16 protein-coding genes are annotated in these 15,077 nt (G+C 73.9%); 9 read left to right on the top strand and 7 right to left on the bottom strand.

The features are described from left to right. Window positions 1–56: 56 nt before the first annotated feature. The 4 genes from purB to V6U82_RS22525 form a co-directional block, all read right to left on the bottom strand. The gene (gene purB / locus V6U82_RS22510) at window positions 57–1,481 is read right to left on the bottom strand and encodes an adenylosuccinate lyase (protein ID WP_334464247.1); all 1,425 of its coding nucleotides are present in this window, start codon (window positions 1,479–1,481) and stop codon (window positions 57–59) included. Between the two features lie 88 nt (window positions 1,482–1,569). Then, window positions 1,570–2,319: a hypothetical protein gene (locus V6U82_RS22515; protein ID WP_334464249.1), complete on the bottom strand. Its 750-nt coding sequence runs from the start codon at window positions 2,317–2,319 to the stop codon at window positions 1,570–1,572. Then, window positions 2,316–2,831: a SigE family RNA polymerase sigma factor gene (locus V6U82_RS22520; RefSeq protein WP_121682930.1), complete on the bottom strand. Its 516-nt coding sequence runs from the start codon at window positions 2,829–2,831 to the stop codon at window positions 2,316–2,318. Before V6U82_RS22520 ends, V6U82_RS22515 begins: the two co-directional genes overlap by 4 nt. 93 nt (window positions 2,832–2,924) lie before the next feature. Further along, on the bottom strand, window positions 2,925–4,217 hold the full coding sequence (locus tag V6U82_RS22525) for an acetyl-CoA C-acetyltransferase (RefSeq protein ID WP_334464254.1): 1,293 nt from the start codon (window positions 4,215–4,217) through the stop codon (window positions 2,925–2,927). A 55-nt stretch (window positions 4,218–4,272) separates the two neighbouring features. Between V6U82_RS22525 and V6U82_RS22530 the strand changes: the two genes are divergently transcribed. The 7 genes from V6U82_RS22530 (at window position 4,273) to V6U82_RS22560 (ending at window position 11,322) form a co-directional block, all read left to right on the top strand. Further along, complete coding sequence (locus tag V6U82_RS22530; RefSeq protein WP_334464256.1) at window positions 4,273–5,631, top strand: 3-oxoacyl-ACP reductase; 1,359 nt, start codon at window positions 4,273–4,275, stop codon at window positions 5,629–5,631. Next, window positions 5,631–6,680 (top strand): MaoC/PaaZ C-terminal domain-containing protein, encoded by a 1,050-nt coding sequence (locus V6U82_RS22535; protein ID WP_334464258.1) that lies wholly within the window; start codon window positions 5,631–5,633, stop codon window positions 6,678–6,680. Before V6U82_RS22530 ends, V6U82_RS22535 begins: the two co-directional genes overlap by 1 nt. Window positions 6,681–6,760: 80 nt before the next feature. Beyond that, window positions 6,761–7,519 (top strand): NUDIX hydrolase, encoded by a 759-nt coding sequence (locus V6U82_RS22540; protein ID WP_334464260.1) that lies wholly within the window; start codon window positions 6,761–6,763, stop codon window positions 7,517–7,519. Further along, on the top strand, window positions 7,516–8,457 hold the full coding sequence (locus tag V6U82_RS22545; RefSeq protein WP_334464262.1) for a serine/threonine protein kinase: 942 nt from the start codon (window positions 7,516–7,518) through the stop codon (window positions 8,455–8,457). Before V6U82_RS22540 ends, V6U82_RS22545 begins: the two co-directional genes overlap by 4 nt. Window positions 8,458–8,467: 10 nt before the next feature. Further along, window positions 8,468–9,427, top strand: coding sequence for a hypothetical protein (locus V6U82_RS22550; RefSeq protein ID WP_334464264.1), 960 nt, complete (start codon window positions 8,468–8,470; stop codon window positions 9,425–9,427). Next, complete coding sequence (locus V6U82_RS22555; protein WP_334464266.1) at window positions 9,424–10,683, top strand: adenylosuccinate synthetase; 1,260 nt, start codon at window positions 9,424–9,426, stop codon at window positions 10,681–10,683. Before V6U82_RS22550 ends, V6U82_RS22555 begins: the two co-directional genes overlap by 4 nt. Before the next feature lie 24 nt (window positions 10,684–10,707). Then, complete coding sequence (locus V6U82_RS22560) at window positions 10,708–11,322, top strand: DedA family protein (RefSeq protein ID WP_334464268.1); 615 nt, start codon at window positions 10,708–10,710, stop codon at window positions 11,320–11,322. A gap of 32 nt (window positions 11,323–11,354) precedes the next feature. Here V6U82_RS22560 and V6U82_RS22565 read toward each other — a convergent pair whose 3' ends face one another. Together V6U82_RS22565 and V6U82_RS22570 are read right to left on the bottom strand one after the other, a co-directional pair. Continuing rightward, window positions 11,355–11,999: a response regulator gene (locus tag V6U82_RS22565; protein ID WP_128138266.1), complete on the bottom strand. Its 645-nt coding sequence runs from the start codon at window positions 11,997–11,999 to the stop codon at window positions 11,355–11,357. Then, the gene (locus V6U82_RS22570; RefSeq protein ID WP_334464270.1) at window positions 11,996–13,138 is read right to left on the bottom strand and encodes a sensor histidine kinase; all 1,143 of its coding nucleotides are present in this window, start codon (window positions 13,136–13,138) and stop codon (window positions 11,996–11,998) included. Before V6U82_RS22570 ends, V6U82_RS22565 begins: the two co-directional genes overlap by 4 nt. Before the next feature lie 160 nt (window positions 13,139–13,298). Between V6U82_RS22570 and V6U82_RS22575 the strand changes: the two genes are divergently transcribed. Further along, window positions 13,299–13,931, top strand: coding sequence for a DedA family protein (locus V6U82_RS22575; protein ID WP_128138263.1), 633 nt, complete (start codon window positions 13,299–13,301; stop codon window positions 13,929–13,931). On the opposite strand, the gene V6U82_RS22580 is transcribed toward V6U82_RS22575, so the two are convergent. Further along, a complete protein-coding gene (locus V6U82_RS22580) occupies window positions 13,906–14,544 on the bottom strand; it encodes a TetR/AcrR family transcriptional regulator (RefSeq protein ID WP_181726684.1) in 639 nt (212 codons plus the stop codon). The two genes, V6U82_RS22575 and V6U82_RS22580, sit on opposite strands and share 26 nt — an antisense overlap. Window positions 14,545–14,623: 79 nt before the next feature. Between V6U82_RS22580 and V6U82_RS22585 the strand changes: the two genes are divergently transcribed. Then, window positions 14,624–15,076 carry an SCP2 sterol-binding domain-containing protein gene (locus V6U82_RS22585; RefSeq protein WP_120572351.1) on the top strand — a complete coding sequence of 151 codons (453 nt, stop codon included), beginning with the start codon at window positions 14,624–14,626 and terminating at the stop codon, window positions 15,074–15,076. Window position 15,077 lies beyond the last annotated feature (1 nt).

A 15,077-nucleotide genomic window follows, 5' to 3' on the forward strand; every position in this document is an offset into this window, starting at 1 on the left:
GGTCAGTCAGAGGGTGAGTCAGACCGGCCGGGTGACCCGCTCCCACATCATCACTGTCAGAGGATGGGGGGCGGGGAGTAGGCCGCGGCCTGGGGGTGGGTTTCCACGATCTCGGTGATTCGTGCGGTCACGCGGTTGACCTGGTCGGTGGCGGCGCCCACGAAAGCGTTGCGGTCGGCCACCAGGGTGTCGATCTCGGGCCGGGTCAGGCCCAGCCGGCCGTCGGCGGCCAGCCGGTCGAACAGGTCGTTCTCGGCCGCGCCCTTCTCCCGCATGGCCAGCGCCACGGCCACCGCGTGCTCCTTGATCACCTCGTGCGCGACCTCCCGGCCCACACCCCGGCGCACGGCCGCCACCAGGATCTTCGTGGTGGCGAGGAACGGCAGGAAGCGCTCCAGCTCCCGGTTGATCACCGCCGGGTACGGGCCGAACTCGTCCAGCACGGTGAGGAACGTCTGGAACAGCCCGTCGGCGGCGAAGAACGCGTCCGGCAACGCGACCCGGCGCACCACCGAGCAGGAGACGTCGCCCTCGTTCCACTGGTCACCGGCCAGCTCGCCGACCATCGACAGGTAACCCCGGATGATCACCGCGAAGCCGTTCACCCGCTCCGACGAGCGCGTGTTCATCTTGTGCGGCATCGCGCTGGAGCCGACCTGGCCCGGCTTGAAGCCCTCGGTGACCAGCTCCTGGCCCACCATGAGCCGGATCGTGGTCGCCAGCGACGACGGCGCGGCGGCCACCTGGGCCAGCGCGGAGAGCACGTCGAAGTCCAGTGAGCGCGGGTAGACCTGGCCGACGCTGTCCAGCACCCGGCGGAAGCCCAGGTGCCCGGCCACCCGCTGCTCCAGCTCGGCCACCTTGCCGGCGTCGCCGTCGAACAGGTCGAGCTGGTCGGCGGCGGTGCCCACCGGCCCCTTGATCCCGCGCAGCGGGTAGCGGCCGATCAGGTCCTCCAGCCGCTCGTACGCGATCAGCAGCTCCTCCGCCGCCGACGCGAAGCGCTTGCCGAGCGTGGTGGCCTGCGCGGCGACGTTGTGCGACCGGCCGGTCATCACCAGCGCGGAGTACTCGCCCGCGTGCCAGCCCAGCCGGGTCAGCGTGGCGACCACCCGGTCCCGGATCAGCTCCAGCGAGGCGCGGATCTGGAGCTGCTCGACGTTCTCGGTGAGGTCTCGGGAGGTCATCCCCTTGTGCACGTGCTCGTGCCCGGCGAGCGCGCTGAACTCCTCGATCCGGGCCTTCACGTCGTGCCGGGTGACCCGCTCGCGCGCCGCGATCGAGGCCAGGTCGACGTCGTCCACCACGCGCTCGTACGCCTCGACGACCCCGTCCGGCACCGGCACGCCGAGGTCACGCTGGGCCTTGAGCACCGCCAGCCAGAGCCGGCGCTCCATCCGGACCTTCTCCTCCGGCGACCAGAGGGCGACCAGTTCGGGCGAGGCGTACCGGTTGGCGAGCACGTTCGGGATCGTCGTCACGTACCTCAGTCTTTCACGACGCCCGGGCCGGCCCCGGCGACGCCGGTACCCGGTCCGGCCTGTGGGCGGGCCGGACCGGGACACACCGTCAGCCCAGCCGGATCTCCGGGTCCAGCGCGACCGCGGCCATCTCCTCGACTGTCATCAGATGCCGGTCGGTGGACGAGTGCGTCTGCACCGACACGAACGCGCCGTCGGCCCGCTTGACGGTCACGCTACGCAGGACGGTCCGCTCGGTCACCGGACCGACCAGGCGTCGGCCCTCGGCGTCGTTGGCGACCACCAGCTCGCCCCCGGGACCGGTGAAGGACCGGCATGTGACCTCGCCGAGGCGGCACCGGTCCGGTCCCGACGTGTGGCCGGGGCGCACCCGGCCCACGTTGATGTTCAGGTACGACCGGACCTCGCCCCGGGCCGCGACACCCACAGCCAACCAGCCGGTCGCGGACTCCCACTGCAACCGCTGCACCGACCACGGCGGCTCGTCGGTGACCGGGCCGTCCCAGGTCTCGCGGTCGGCTGTCGACGCGCCCAGCACCCACCGCAGGTCCGGTGCCTCCCGGTGGAACGCGGCCAGGATCGCCACCTGCAGGCGCTCCGGCTCGCTCCGGGCGGTGGCGGACGGCGCGGCCGAGTGGGCGGGCGCCGGGCCACCGGACGCCCCCGGCTGCACGACCACGCCGACGCCGAGCGCCAGCGCCAGCACCGCTGTCGCCGAGGCGTACGCGCCCAGGCGTCGCCGCCGGCGACGGCCCTCCCGCGCCACCAGGGCGTCCACGTCCACCGCCGTCGGCGGCGCGTCGCCGATCGCCTCGTCGAAGATCTGCCGGTACGTCATCGCTGCCTCCCGCTCTCCACCGGCGAATGGTGCGAGGCGAGCAGCCGCAACGTCTCCAGCGCGCGGGCGGCCTGACTCTTCACGGTGCCGGTGCTGACGCCCAGGATCTGCGCGGTCTCCTCGACGGACAGGTCGCAGTAGAAGCGGAGCACCACCACCGCCCGTCGCCGCGGCGCGAGCCGGCCCAGCATGTCGAGCAGCATCTCCCGCTCACCGACCGACGGCTCCCCGGCCGCCAGGTCCGCCCGGTCCGGCACCTCGTCGGTGCTGTGCTCCCGCCGCCACGGGCGGCGCCGCTCGTCCAGCCACGCGTTGGTGAGCATCCCCCGGACGTACGCGTCGAGGTTGTTCGCGCCGAGCGCCCGCCGCCAGTTGCGGTAGAGCTTGCCCAGCGTGATCGACACCAGGTCGTCCGCCGTGTGCCAGTCCCGGCAGAGCAGGTACGCCGTGCGGCGCAGCGGCTCCAGCCGGGCGGTCACGTAGTCGCGGAACTCCTCGTCACGCCCGGTCACGGGGGGCCGCTCCTCGTTCGCCTCATGCCCAGGGGACGGAACGGGCCGGCACGCGGGTTGCCCGCCCGGCGAACAACCGGGCGGGCGTCGTCGTCAGCGCTCCAGGATCGCCGTCACGCCCTGCCCGCCGGCGGCGCAGATGGAGATCAGGCCGCGCCCGCTCCCCTTGGAGTCCAGCAGCTTGGCGAGCGTGGCGACGATCCGGCCGCCGGTGGCGGCGAACGGGTGCCCGGCCGCCAGAGACGAGCCGTTGACGTTGAGCTTGTCCCGGTCGATCGAGCCGAGCGGGGCGTCCAGGCCGAGGCGCTCCTTGCAGAACTCCGGCGACTCCCAGGCGGCGAGGGTGGCCAGCACCTGCGAGGCGAACGCCTCGTGGATCTCGTAGAAGTCGAAGTCCTGGAGGCTCAGCCCGGCCCGGGCCAGCATTCGCGGCACCGCGTACGCGGGGGCCATCAGCAGGCCCTCGTCGCCGTGCACGAAGTCGACGGCGGCGGCCTCGGACCAGGAGAACCAGGCCAGCACCGGCAGGTTGTGCGCCTTGGCCCACTCCTCGGAGGCGAGCAGCACCGTCGACGCGCCGTCGGTGAGCGGCGAGGAGTTGCCGGCGGTCATGGTGGCCCGCTCGGCGTCCGCGCCGGAGGCGCCGAAGACCGGCTTGAGCGAGCCGAGCTTCTCCAGGCTGGTGTCCGGGCGCAGGTTCTGGTCCCGGGTCAGCCCCAGGTAGGGGGTCATCAGGTCGTCGAAGAACCCCCTGTCGTACGCGGCGGCGAGCCGCTGATGCGAGCGCAGCGCGAGTTCGTCCTGAGCGGCGCGGTCGACGTTCCAGCGCAGCGCGGTGCGGGCCGCGTGCTCACCCATCGACAGCCCGGTACGCGGTTCGGCGTTGCGCGGGATGTCCGGCTTGAACGGCTGGTGCGGGCGCAGCTTCGCCGCGATCTTCAGCCGTTCGCCGAGCGTACGGGCCGAGTTGAGCTGGATCAGGGTGCGCCGCATGTCCTCGTTGACGGCGAGCGGCGCGTCCGAGGTGGTGTCGACGCCACCGGCGATGCCGACCTCGATCTGCCCGAGGGCGATCTTGTTGGCGACCAGGATGGCCGCCTCCAGTCCGGTGCCGCAGGCCTGCTGGATGTCGTACGCGGGGGTGTGCGGGTCGAGCCGGGAGCCGAGCACCACCTCGCGGGTGAGGTTGAAGTCGCGGGAGTGCTTGAGCACCGCGCCGGCCACGACCTCGCCGACCCGCTCGCCGGCCAGCCCGAACCGGGCGACCAGCCCGTCGAGCGCGGCGCCGAGCATGTCCGCGTTCGACGCGTGCGCGTAGCGCGAGTTGGACCGGGCGAAGGGGATGCGGTTGCCCCCGATGACCGCGACCCGCCGGACACTCTGCACGATCGGCCTCCCTCGAAACTGTTGCCCGAACCCTACTCGCCAGTAGGCTACGCCTATGACCGACAGGTACGCGAGCTTCGTCCAGACGGGGGCCGGTCGCGCGCTGGTCAAGCGCCTCGGGCTGCCCGACCCGCCCCGACTGCGCCGGCACACGCCGGGCGACCCGCTCGTTCCCGGGCCGGTCCTGCTCGGCGCCTCGACCGGCGGCCGGATCGCCGAGCCGGCCGGCAAGATCCTGACCGCCGCCGGGGTCGAGCTGGCCGACCCGGTCGCCGCCCACGACGCCGACCGCCGCTTCGCGGCCCTGGTGTACGACGCCAGCGGCATCACCGACTCCGCCGGGCTGCGCCAGCTCTACGACTTCTTCCACCCGCAGGCCCGCTCGCTGCTGCCCAGCGGCCGGGTGATCGTGCTGGGCACCCCGCCGGCCGAGTGCGGCTCCCCCCGGGAGGCTACCGCCCAGCGCGCGCTGGAGGGCCTGACCCGCAGCATCGGCAAGGAGTTCGGCCGGGGCGTGACCGCCCAGCTCGTCTACGTGACCCGCGAGGGTGACGCCGGCACCCCGGTGAGCCTGGAGTCCACGCTGCGGTTCCTGCTCTCCGGCCGTTCCGCGTACGTCTCGGGCCAGGTCGTACGCGTCGGCACCGGCACCGCCGTCGCGCCGGCCGACTGGGACCGGCCGCTGGACGGGCAGGTGGTGCTGGTGACCGGCGCGGCCCGGGGCATCGGCGCGGCGCTGGCGAAGGTGCTGGCCCGCGACGGCGCCCAGGTGGTGGCGCTGGACATCCCGGCGGCCGGGGACGAACTGGCCGCCGTTGCGAACGACATCGGCGGGAGCGCGGTGCAGCTCGACCTGACCGCGCCTGACGCGCCGACCCGGCTGGCGGAGCATCTGGCGTCCCGGCACGGCCGGGTCGACGTGGTGGTGCACAACGCGGGCATCACCCGGGACAAGACGCTGGGCCGGATGGACGCCGACCGGTGGGACTCGGTGATCGACGTGAACCTGTCCAGCCAGGAGCGGATCAACGACGTGCTGCTGGAACGCGACCTGATCCCGGCGGGCGGCCGGATCGTGTCGGTCTCGTCGATCGCCGGGATCGCCGGCAACCGGGGGCAGACCAACTACGCGACGAGCAAGGCCGGCGTGATCGGCCTGGTCGACTCGCTCTCCCCGGTGCTGCGCGAGCGCGGGATCAGCCTGAACGCTGTCGCGCCGGGCTTCATCGAGACGCGGCTGACCGCGCGTATCCCGCTGACCATCCGCGAGGCGGGACGGCGGATGAACAGCATGGCCCAGGGCGGCCTGCCGGTGGACGTGGCCGAGACGATCGGCTGGCTCTCCTGGCCGGCGAGCGGCGCGGTGAGCGGCAACGTGGTCCGGGTCTGCGGCCAGAGCCTGCTGGGGGCGTGATGGCGAAGGACCACGAGGACGACGACCTGAGCCTGCACGACCTGATCGAGGGCCCCACCCGCGACCTGACGTCGGCCCGGGCCGCCGCCCTGGCCCAGGCCAACGCCCGCCCAGCGTCCGGCGATCATGAAGTTGACGGCACTTCTGGAGATCCACGAGGCGGCCAACTTCATGATCAACCGAGCGAAGGGGCGGCGGGGCGGCGGCGGGTGGAGCTGGAGCGGCTGCCCGCCAGTGGGGCGCTGTATCGGCGGGCGCTGCTGGGAGTCGTGCCCGGGGTCGGGGGGCGGCGCGGGACGGACGTGCCGGCGCTGGAACTCGCCGTCGGTGGGGTCCTGGTGGATCCGGGGCATCTGGCGGACTACGACCGGGTGTGCGGGTTCCGGCTGACCGACCGGCTGCCGGCGACGTACCTGCACGTGCTCGGGTTCCCGCTGTCGCTGCGGCTGATGACGGGTCCGGGCTTCCCGATCCCGCTCACCGGCGTGGTGCACGTGGCCAACCGGATCACCGTGCACCGGCCGGTAGAGGTCGGCGAGCGCGTCGACTTCCACACGTACGCGGAGAACCTGCGCCCGCACGAGCGGGGCCGCCAGCTCGACGTGGTGCTCGTCGGGTCGATCGGCGGCGAGGAGGTGTGGCGCGGCGTGTCCACGTACCTCGGGAAGGAGCGCGGCGGCCCACGGCGCGACCGGGGTGACCGCCCGGCACCGCCGGCCTCCTCGGCGCGGTGGCGGGTGACGCCCCGCGTCGGTACGGACTACGCGCGCGTCTCCGGCGACCACAACCCGATCCACACCTCGAAGCTGGGCGCGCGGCTGTTCGGCTTCCCGCGCCCGATCGCACACGGCATGTGGAGCAAGGCGCGCTGCCTGGCCGCGCTGGAGCCCCGGCTGCCCGAGGCGTACACGGTGGACGTGTCGTTCAAGCTGCCGGTGCCGCTGCCGTCGACTGTGGCGTTCAGCGCCTCGGCGGCGGGCGCGGGCTGGGACTTCGCGCTGCACAGCGCCCGGGACGGAAGGCCGCATCTGGCCGGTTCCGTGCGCTGAGCGAAAGAGGGGACTTGCCGTCCCCTCTTTTCGGCGCTAAGTTCTTCTCAGATTGAGTTGTTCTCAACCTGAGAGAGTGAGTGACCGTGAACGAGCAGGAGTTCCTCGCCGGGTACGACCCCCGGGACTACCCGGCGGTCGCGGTCACCGTCGACGTGGTCGCGCTGACCATCCGCGAGGGCGCGCTGCACCTGCTGCTGATCCGCCGGGGCGCGCCGCCCTACGCGGGGCACTGGGCGCTGCCCGGCGGCTTCGTCCAGCCGGGCGAGGACCTGGCCGCGGGCGCCCGGCGCGAGCTGGCCGAGGAGACCGGCCTCGGCGGCGAACGGCTGCGCCGGGTGCACCTCGAACAGCTCGGCAGCTACGGCGCGCCCGACCGCGACCCGCGCATGCGGGTGGTCTCGGTGGCGCACCTGGCGTTCGCCCCCGACCTGCCCGACCCGGTCGCCGACACCGACGCCGACGAGGCGATCTGGCTGCCGGTCACCGCGCTGACCAGCCGGCAGCTCGCCTTCGACCACGGCCGGATCATCGACGACGGCCTGGAGCGCGCCCGCTCCAAGCTGGAGTACACGCCGCTCGCCACCCGGTTCCTCGCCCCCGAGTTCACGATCACCGAGCTGCGGGAGGTCTACGAGACGGTCTGGGGGCATCCGCTGCACGCCGGCAACTTCCACCGCAAGGTGCTCTCGGTGCCCGGCTTCGTGGAGAGCACCGGCGCCAGCACCGAGCGCGGCGGCGCGCGCGGCGGCCCTCGGGCCAAGCTCTACCGCGCCGGAGACGCCCGGCTGCTGCACCCGGCGCTGCTGCGCCCCGCCCGGGAGGAGACGGTGCGGTGAGGACCGAGGAGGCGATCCGGCTGGTCACCGCCGCGCGCACCGACGCCGACCTGTTCGGCACCGAGGCGCCGGCCCGTCGCTACCGCGAACTGGTCGGCGCGCTGCACCCCGACCGGCTGGGCGCGGCCGACCCGGGGGTACGCGCCGCCGCCGCCGACGCGCTCGTCACAGTCACCACCCGGTGGCGCACCCCCGCCCCGATGTACGCCGGCGACATCGCCGACCTGCACGACCACGGGGACGGGCGGCTGCTGAAGGTGGCCCGGCACCCCGGCGACAACGACCTGATGGCCCGCGAGGCGCGCGCGTTGCGCCGGATCGCCGAGCACGGCGACGCCCGGCACCTCGCGTACGTGCCCCGGCTCGTCGACTCCTACCCGGCGCGTGACCCGTCGACCGGCGTGCAGCGGCAGGTCAACGAGCTGGTGACAGTACCCGGGCTGCACAGCCTGGACGACGTGCGCCGCGCGTACCCGGACGGGCTGGACCCGCGCGACGCGGCCTGGATGTGGCGGCGGCTGCTCGTGGCGCTCGGCCTGGCCCACCGGGCCGGCGTGGTGCACGGCGCGGTGCTGCCCCGGCACGTGCTGATCGAGCCGGACGCGCACGGCGTGGTGCTCGTCGACTGGTGCTTCTCGGCCGAGCCGGGCGGGCTCGTGCCGGCGCTGGTGCCCGGCCACGAGGACTGGTATCCGCCGGAGGTCGCCGCGAAGCGGCAGTGCGGGCCGGGCACCGACATCGCGATGGCCGCCCGCTGCATGACCTGGCTGATGGGCGACCGCGCGCCGCGCGAGCTGCGCGCCTTCGCGGGCGGTTGCCAGGGCACCGCGCTCGCCACCCGGCCGGACGACGCCTGGCGGCTGCTGCGCGAACTCGACGAGGTGCTGCACCGGCTGTACGGGCCGCGCACCTTCCGACCCTTCACCCTCAACCCGTAGGGAGGCTGCCATGGGCAGTGGAATCTGGTCCACCGACGTGTACGACGCCGCCGACCGTTACCGGCGCCGCACCGGCAAGAGCGCGTTCTCGTACAGCGACAGCGGCGCCCGCAAGGTGCACCCGGCGCTCGACCCGCGCGACGCGGCACGGGAGAGCCGCGACTCCGCCGAGCACCCGCAGTCGACGCCGATCGCCGTGCTGTTCGACGTCACCGGCTCGATGGGGCACGTGCCCCGGGTGCTGCAGAGCAAGCTGCCGCAGCTGCTGGGCCTGCTGCTGCGCCAGGGGTACGCCAAGGACCCGCAGGTCATGTTCGGCGCGATCGGCGACGCCACCTGCGACCGGGTGCCGTTGCAGGTCGGGCAGTTCGAGTCCGACAACCGGATGGACGACGACCTCGGCCGGATCGTGCTGGAGGGCGGCGGTGGCGGCCAGATGATGGAGTCGTACGAGCTGGCGCTGTACTTCATGGCCCGGCACACGGCCACCGACAGCTGGGACAAGCGCGGCCGGCGCGGCTACCTGTTCATCATCGGCGACGAGCTGGCGTACCCGGCCGTGAAGACCGCTGAGGTGGCCCGGCTGATCGGCGACGACCTGCGCGAGGACGTGCCGGTCCGGCAGATCGTGGACGAGGTGACCGCGCGCTGGGACACCTACTACCTGCTGCCCGCCGGCAGCCACTACGCGGGCAACCGCAAGGTGCTCGACTTCTGGCGCGGCCTGCTCGGGCAGAACGCGGTCGAGCTGGACGACCTGGACGCGGTCTGCGAGACGATCGCGCTCACCGTCGGCCTCGGCGAGCAGGCCATCGACCTGGACGCCGGGCTGCGCGACCTGGACCGGGCCGGCTCCACCGCCACCCGGACGGTGTCGAGGGCGCTGGCCCGGCTCGGCTCCGGCCGCCGCACCGTGGCGACGCTGCCGTTCAGCCCGGCCGACGGCGGAAGCGGGGTCACCCGGCTGTGAACCACGTGATGGTGGTCGACCTCGGCTACGGCGACGCCGGCAAGGGCACCGTGGTGGACCTGCTCTGCGCCACCCGGCAGGTGCACACGGTGATCCGGTTCAACGGGGGCGCGCAGGCGGCGCACAACGTCGTCCTGCGCGACGGGCGGCACCACACGTTCGCGCAGTTCGGCGCCGGGACGTTCCGTCCGGGCGTACGGACGCACCTGGCGCGGCACGTGGTGGTGGACCCGCTGGCGCTGGCCGCCGAGGCCGACCACCTCGCGTCGGTCGGCGTGCCCGACGCGCTCGACCGTCTGACAGTGGACGGGGAGGCGCTGCTCGCCACCCCGTACCACCGGGCCGCGAATCGCGCCCGGGAGATCGCCCGGGGAGCCGACCGGCACGGCTCCTGCGGGCTCGGGGTGGGCGAGGCGGTCGCGTACGGCCTCGCCCACCCCGACGAGGCACCCCGGGTGGCGGACTGCCGCCGCCCGGCCGTGCTGCGCCGGCGGCTGACCGCGCTGCGCGACCGGCTCACCGCCGAGCTGGGACCGCTCGACGCGCCACCGGTGGAGGACTGCCTGCCCGCCTACGCGGCCTTCGCGCGCCGGGTCGCGATCGTCGACCGGAGCTGGCTCGCGGGCGCGCTGCGCGAGGGCACCTGCGTGTTCGAGGGAGCGCAGGGGGTGCTGCTCGACGAGTGGCACGGCTTCCACCCGTACACGACGTGGAGCACCACGACGTTCGCCAACGCCGAGACGCTGCTGGCCGAGGCGGGCATGGCCGGGACCGCGCAGCGGCTCGGCGTGCTGCGGACGACCACCACCCGGCACGGCCCCGGGCCGCTGGTCACCGAGGACGCGGCGCTGCCGTTCACCGACCGGCACAACTCGGCGAATCCCTGGCAGGGCCGGTTCCGGTTCGGGCACTTCGACGCGGTCGCCCACCGGTACGCGCTGGAGGTGGCGGGCGGCGTGGACGGCCTGGCGCTCACCCACCTCGACCTGGCCAGTCCCGAGCTGCGGATCTGCCGCCGGTACGAGGACATCGACCGGCTCGTCCCCGGCCCGGCCGGTGACCTGGACCGCCAGGCCGCGCTCACCCGCCGGCTGCTGCGCGCCCGTCCGGTGCTGGACGAGCCGCCCACCGACTGGCCGGCGGCCGTCTCGGAGGCGCTGGGGGCGCCGGTGGTGCTCACCTCGCACGGCCCCACGGCCGAGGCGAAGGAAGGGCCCCTGCTCGACGCCTTTTGCCTGAGAAGCGCCCCTGCCTGACACCGCACCACCGAGCATGGGTGCATGGGGGACGTGCTCGACCTGCTGCACCACACGGTGACGTCGCCGTGGGTGTACCTGGTGATCGTCGCGGTCACCGCCGTCGACGCGTTCTTCCCGGCGGTACCCGGCGAGACTGTGGTGATCACCGCCGGGGTCTTCGCGGCGGGCGGCGAGCCGAACCTGGCGCTGGTGATCGTGACCGCCGCGTTCGGCGCGCTCGTCGGCGACCACATCTCGTACGCGATCGGGCGCGGCGGCGGCGCGCACCGGCTGGCCCGGTTCCCGGCGGACAGCAGGCGGCGGGCCAGCTCGGAGTGGGCCCGCCGGGCGGTCGACAGGCGCGGCGGGATGATCCTGACCACCGCCCGGTACGTCCCCGGCGGCCGGACCGCCGTCACGCTGACCATGGGCGCGGTCCGCTATCCGGCGCGCACGTTCCTGCTGTACGACGGCCTGGCGTGCGTCACCTGGGGGATCTACTGCGGGCTCCTCGGCTATTTCGGCGGCCTGGCGTTCGAGCACAACCCGCTGTCCGGCCTGCTCGCCGGCGTCGCCATCTCGCTTGCCGTCACCGGCCTGTTCGAGGCCGCCCGCTGGAGCCGGCGGCGGGCGCGCGCCCGGGCCGCCCGCCGCTGACCGGAACCGGGGCCGGGCCGGGGCCGGGGCCGTCAGTCCAGCAGGTCGGCGTCGTGCACGAGGATGGCGAGCTGCACCCGGTTGGTCACGCCGAGCTTGGCCAGCGCGCGACTGACGTGCGTCTTCACTGTCGCCTCGCTGGTGCCGACCCGGCGCGCCACCTCGGCGTTCCCGTCCCCCCGGGCCACCTCGCGGACGATCACCGCCTCCCGCTCGGTCAGCCGGGCCAGCCGCTGCCGGGCGACCTCCCGCCGTGCCGGGCCACGCTCGGCGAAGGAGCTGATCAGCCGCCGGGTCACGGTCGGCGCGAGCATGGCGTTCCCGGCGGCGACGGTCCGCACGGCGGTGGCGAGTTCCCGGGGCGGCGTGTCCTTGAGCAGGAAGCCGACCGCGCCGGCCCGGAGCGCCTCGTGCACGTACTCGTCCAGGTCGAAGGTGGTCAGCATGACCACCTTCGGTCCGGCGGCCACGATCGCGGGGGCCGCGGTCAGCCCGTCCACGCCGGGCATGCGGACGTCCAGCAGCACCACGTCCGGGCGCAGCCGCACGGTGGCGGCCAGTGCCTCGGTGCCGTCGGCGGCCTCACCCACCACGGTGATGTCCGGCGCGGCCTCCAGGATCAGCCGCAACCCGGCGCGGATGAGCTGCTCGTCGTCCGCGAGCACGACCCGGATCACGACGCCTCCCCGGCCGGCACCAGTGCGCGCAGCAGGAATCCCCCGCCTGGGGTCGGTCCGGCCGTCAGCCGCCCGCCGGTCAGCTCGACCCGTTCGCGCAGGCCCACCAGGCCGAGCCCGGCGCCGGGCAGGACCGGGCCGGCACTGTCGGACGGGTCGTTGCGGACGCTGACCTCGACCCCGTCGGCCAGGTGCCGCAGGCACACGTCGACAGCCGCGTCCGGGGCGTGCTTCCGCGCGTTGGTCAGCCCTTCCTGCACCACCCGGTGCACGGTCCGGGCCACCGCGTCCGGTACCGGCCCGGGCGTTCCCTCGTCCGTCCGGCTCACCCGCAGTCCGGCCGCGCGCGACTCACGGACCAGATCGTCGACCGTGTCCCAGCCCGGGGCCGGGAGCGGCCGTTCCTGACGCAGCACGCCGAGCACCTCCCGCAGGTCGGTCAGAGCGGCCCGGCCCGTGGACCGGATCAACCCGGCCGTCTCGACCGTGGCGGGGTCGGCGGTGGTCACCTCCAGCGCGCCCGCGTGCACCACCATGAGCGAGACCCGGTGCGCCACGACGTCGTGCATCTCCCGCGCGATCCTGGCCCGTTCGTCGGCCCGTACCCGGTCGGCACGCGCCTCCTGCTCGCGCTCCAGCCGCTCGGCCCGGTCCCGCAGGGCGGCCAGGGCGTCCCGGCGGGCCCGGATCCAGAGCCCGACGATCGCCGGAGCGATCACCAGCCAGGCGTAGAACACCACCGCGTTTCCGGGAGTGGCCATGACCAGGCGGCGTTCGCCACCCATCACGCTGCCGACCGCCATTCCCGCGAGCATGACCGGGAACGTCCCGAGCAGGTACGCGGCGAGCTGCCGGCCCCGCAGTCCGGTGCCGGCCCGCCAGGACGCGACCACGACGGCGGCCCAGGCAGCCAGGACCAGCCAGCACACGGCGGCCACGGCGGGTAGCACCCAGCGGCGTGACGGGAGCACCGACGCACCGGTGGCCAGCGCGAGCAGGAGGATCACCGCGGTCGGCAGCGGCGAGCGGACACCGAGCCCGCCGGTCGCCGAGGCCCAGGTGGCGGCGGCCACCGTTGCGGCCAGCAGCACCGGCAGGTGCGGTTCGACGCGCCGGACGGCGCCCGGCCAGGCGGTCACCTGACGAGCCTAGGCCCGCCGGGCCCGCGACGGCACCGGGCTCGGGGAGGGTTGGGTGCCGACCCCGAGTCCGTCTCGGGGTACGGCACGACGAAAGTGGACCCTCCCCGCCGACCGACGACAGATTCCGTCGGCGCCCGGCCGGACCAGCATCGACGCCATGGATGCCGCTCTGGAACTGCTCCACGACACGATCTCCTCGCCCTGGGTCTACCTGGCGCTGTTCGCCATCGCCGTGGTGGACGGGTTCTTCCCGGTCGTACCGAGCGAGACCGCCGTCATCACCGCCGGCGTGTTCGCCGCCACCGGCCAGCCGGACCTGCCGCTGGTGATCGGCGTGGCCGCGTTGGGGGCGCTGGTCGGCGACCACGTGTCCTACGCGATCGGCCGGCACGGCGGCGCGCGGCTGCTGGACCGGCTGCCACGGGAGAGCCGCCGACGGGCCGCGGTGGACCGGGCCCGGCGGGGAATCGCGGTTCGCGGCGGGCTCATCCTCACCGTCGCCCGGTACGTGCCGGGTGGCCGGACCGCTGTCACCCTCACCATGGGCGCGACCCGCTTTCCCCGGCGACGGTTCCTCGCCTTCGACGCGCTCGCCGCCGCGACCTGGGGCACCTACTCGGCGTCGGTCGGCTATCTCGGCGGACTCGCCTTCGAGCAGGACCCGATCCGGGGACTGCTGTTCGGTCTGGGGCTGGCCCTGACGGTGACGCTCGTGGTGGAGGTGGTGCGCTGGGCGCGGGGCCGCCGCGCGCCGCAGACCGGCGTCACGTCACCGGCGGATGCCAGGTGACGCCGCGCAGCAACTGGTCGGCCCCGAGCCAGGCCACGTTCATCATCCGGGTCGCGGTCTTGCCGGCGTCGGCCTCGGGGTGGTCGGCCAGCCAGTCGGCGAGCGACTCGCTGGCGCCGACGAGCGCGTACGCGACCACCTCCAGGTCGGTGGCGCCGACCTCGCGCCCGGACGCGCGCAGCGCGTGGTCGAGCATCCCGGCGACCACCTCGACCAGCCGGCCCCGCATGGCGGCGAGTTCGGCGGCGAACGGCTGGGAGCCGCGGGCCTGCCGGTAGAGCACGGCCCAGCCGTCGCGGTGTGCGCCGACGAAGCCGAAGAACGCGCGCAGCCCGCGCCAGAGCCGCTCGTCGGCGGGCAGCTCGGGGGCGGCGGCGCCGGCGATCGCCTCCATCATCCGGGTGCTCTCCCGGTGCAGGCAGGCGACGAAGAGCTCCTCCTTGGTGCCGAGGTAGGCGTAGACCATCGGCTTGGAGATGCCGGCGTCGTCGGCGATCTCGTCCATGCTGGCGGCGTGGAAGCCGCGACGGGAGAACACCTTCACGGCCGCGTCGAGCATCTGCTGCTCGCGTACGGCCCGAGGGAGGCGCTTGAAGGTCGGCGTGCTGGACACCCTTGCGAGCATACCTACCCGTGCGTAAGGTTACGCCAGAGTAACCAAAGTCGGCTCCGCCCGAGAGGTGCAATCCCCCATGACTGACTTCGACCCGGCCAACTTCGCGAACGTGGGCCCGAAGGAGTTCGCGCAGCTGGTCAAGACCACGCCGGACGCCAAGATCGCCGAGATCATGTCGGGCGAGGCGCGCGGCAAGATCCTCAGCGAGGTCTTCAACCGGATGCCCGCGCTGTTCCGCGCCGACCGCGCCGGCTCCACCAACGCGGTCATCCACTGGAACATCACCGGCCGCCCGGACGGTGGCACCGACACCTACGAGATCGTCATCGAGAACGGCACCTGCACCGCCTCGGAGACCGCGACCCGCGACCCGAAGCTGAGCCTCACCATGGGCCCGGTCGAGTTCCTGAAGATCGTCTCCGGTGGCGCCAACCCGGTGATGATGTTCATGACCGGCAAGCTGAAGGCCAAGGGCGACCTGGGTCTGGCCGCCAACATCGCCAACCTGTTCGACATCCCCAAGGCCTGAC

Source organism: Micromonospora sp. CPCC 205554 (genome assembly GCF_036902745.1).
Lineage (GTDB): Bacteria > Actinomycetota > Actinomycetes > Mycobacteriales > Micromonosporaceae > Micromonospora > Micromonospora tulbaghiae.

Excerpts from the sequence above, each read along its gene's own strand:
- V6U82_RS22515 (WP_334464249.1), bottom strand. The coding sequence starts at position 2,319 with ATGACGTACCGGCAGATCTTCGACGAGGCGATCGGCGACGCGCCGCCG.
- V6U82_RS22530 (WP_334464256.1), top strand. The coding sequence starts at position 4,273 with ATGACCGACAGGTACGCGAGCTTCGTCCAGACGGGGGCCGGTCGCGCG.
- V6U82_RS22535 (WP_334464258.1), top strand. The coding sequence starts at position 5,631 with ATGGCGAAGGACCACGAGGACGACGACCTGAGCCTGCACGACCTGATC.
- V6U82_RS22550 (WP_334464264.1), top strand. The coding sequence starts at position 8,468 with ATGGGCAGTGGAATCTGGTCCACCGACGTGTACGACGCCGCCGACCGT.
- V6U82_RS22560 (WP_334464268.1), top strand. The coding sequence starts at position 10,708 with ATGGGGGACGTGCTCGACCTGCTGCACCACACGGTGACGTCGCCGTGG.
- V6U82_RS22575 (WP_128138263.1), top strand. The coding sequence starts at position 13,299 with ATGGATGCCGCTCTGGAACTGCTCCACGACACGATCTCCTCGCCCTGG.
- V6U82_RS22585 (WP_120572351.1), top strand. The coding sequence starts at position 14,624 with ATGACTGACTTCGACCCGGCCAACTTCGCGAACGTGGGCCCGAAGGAG.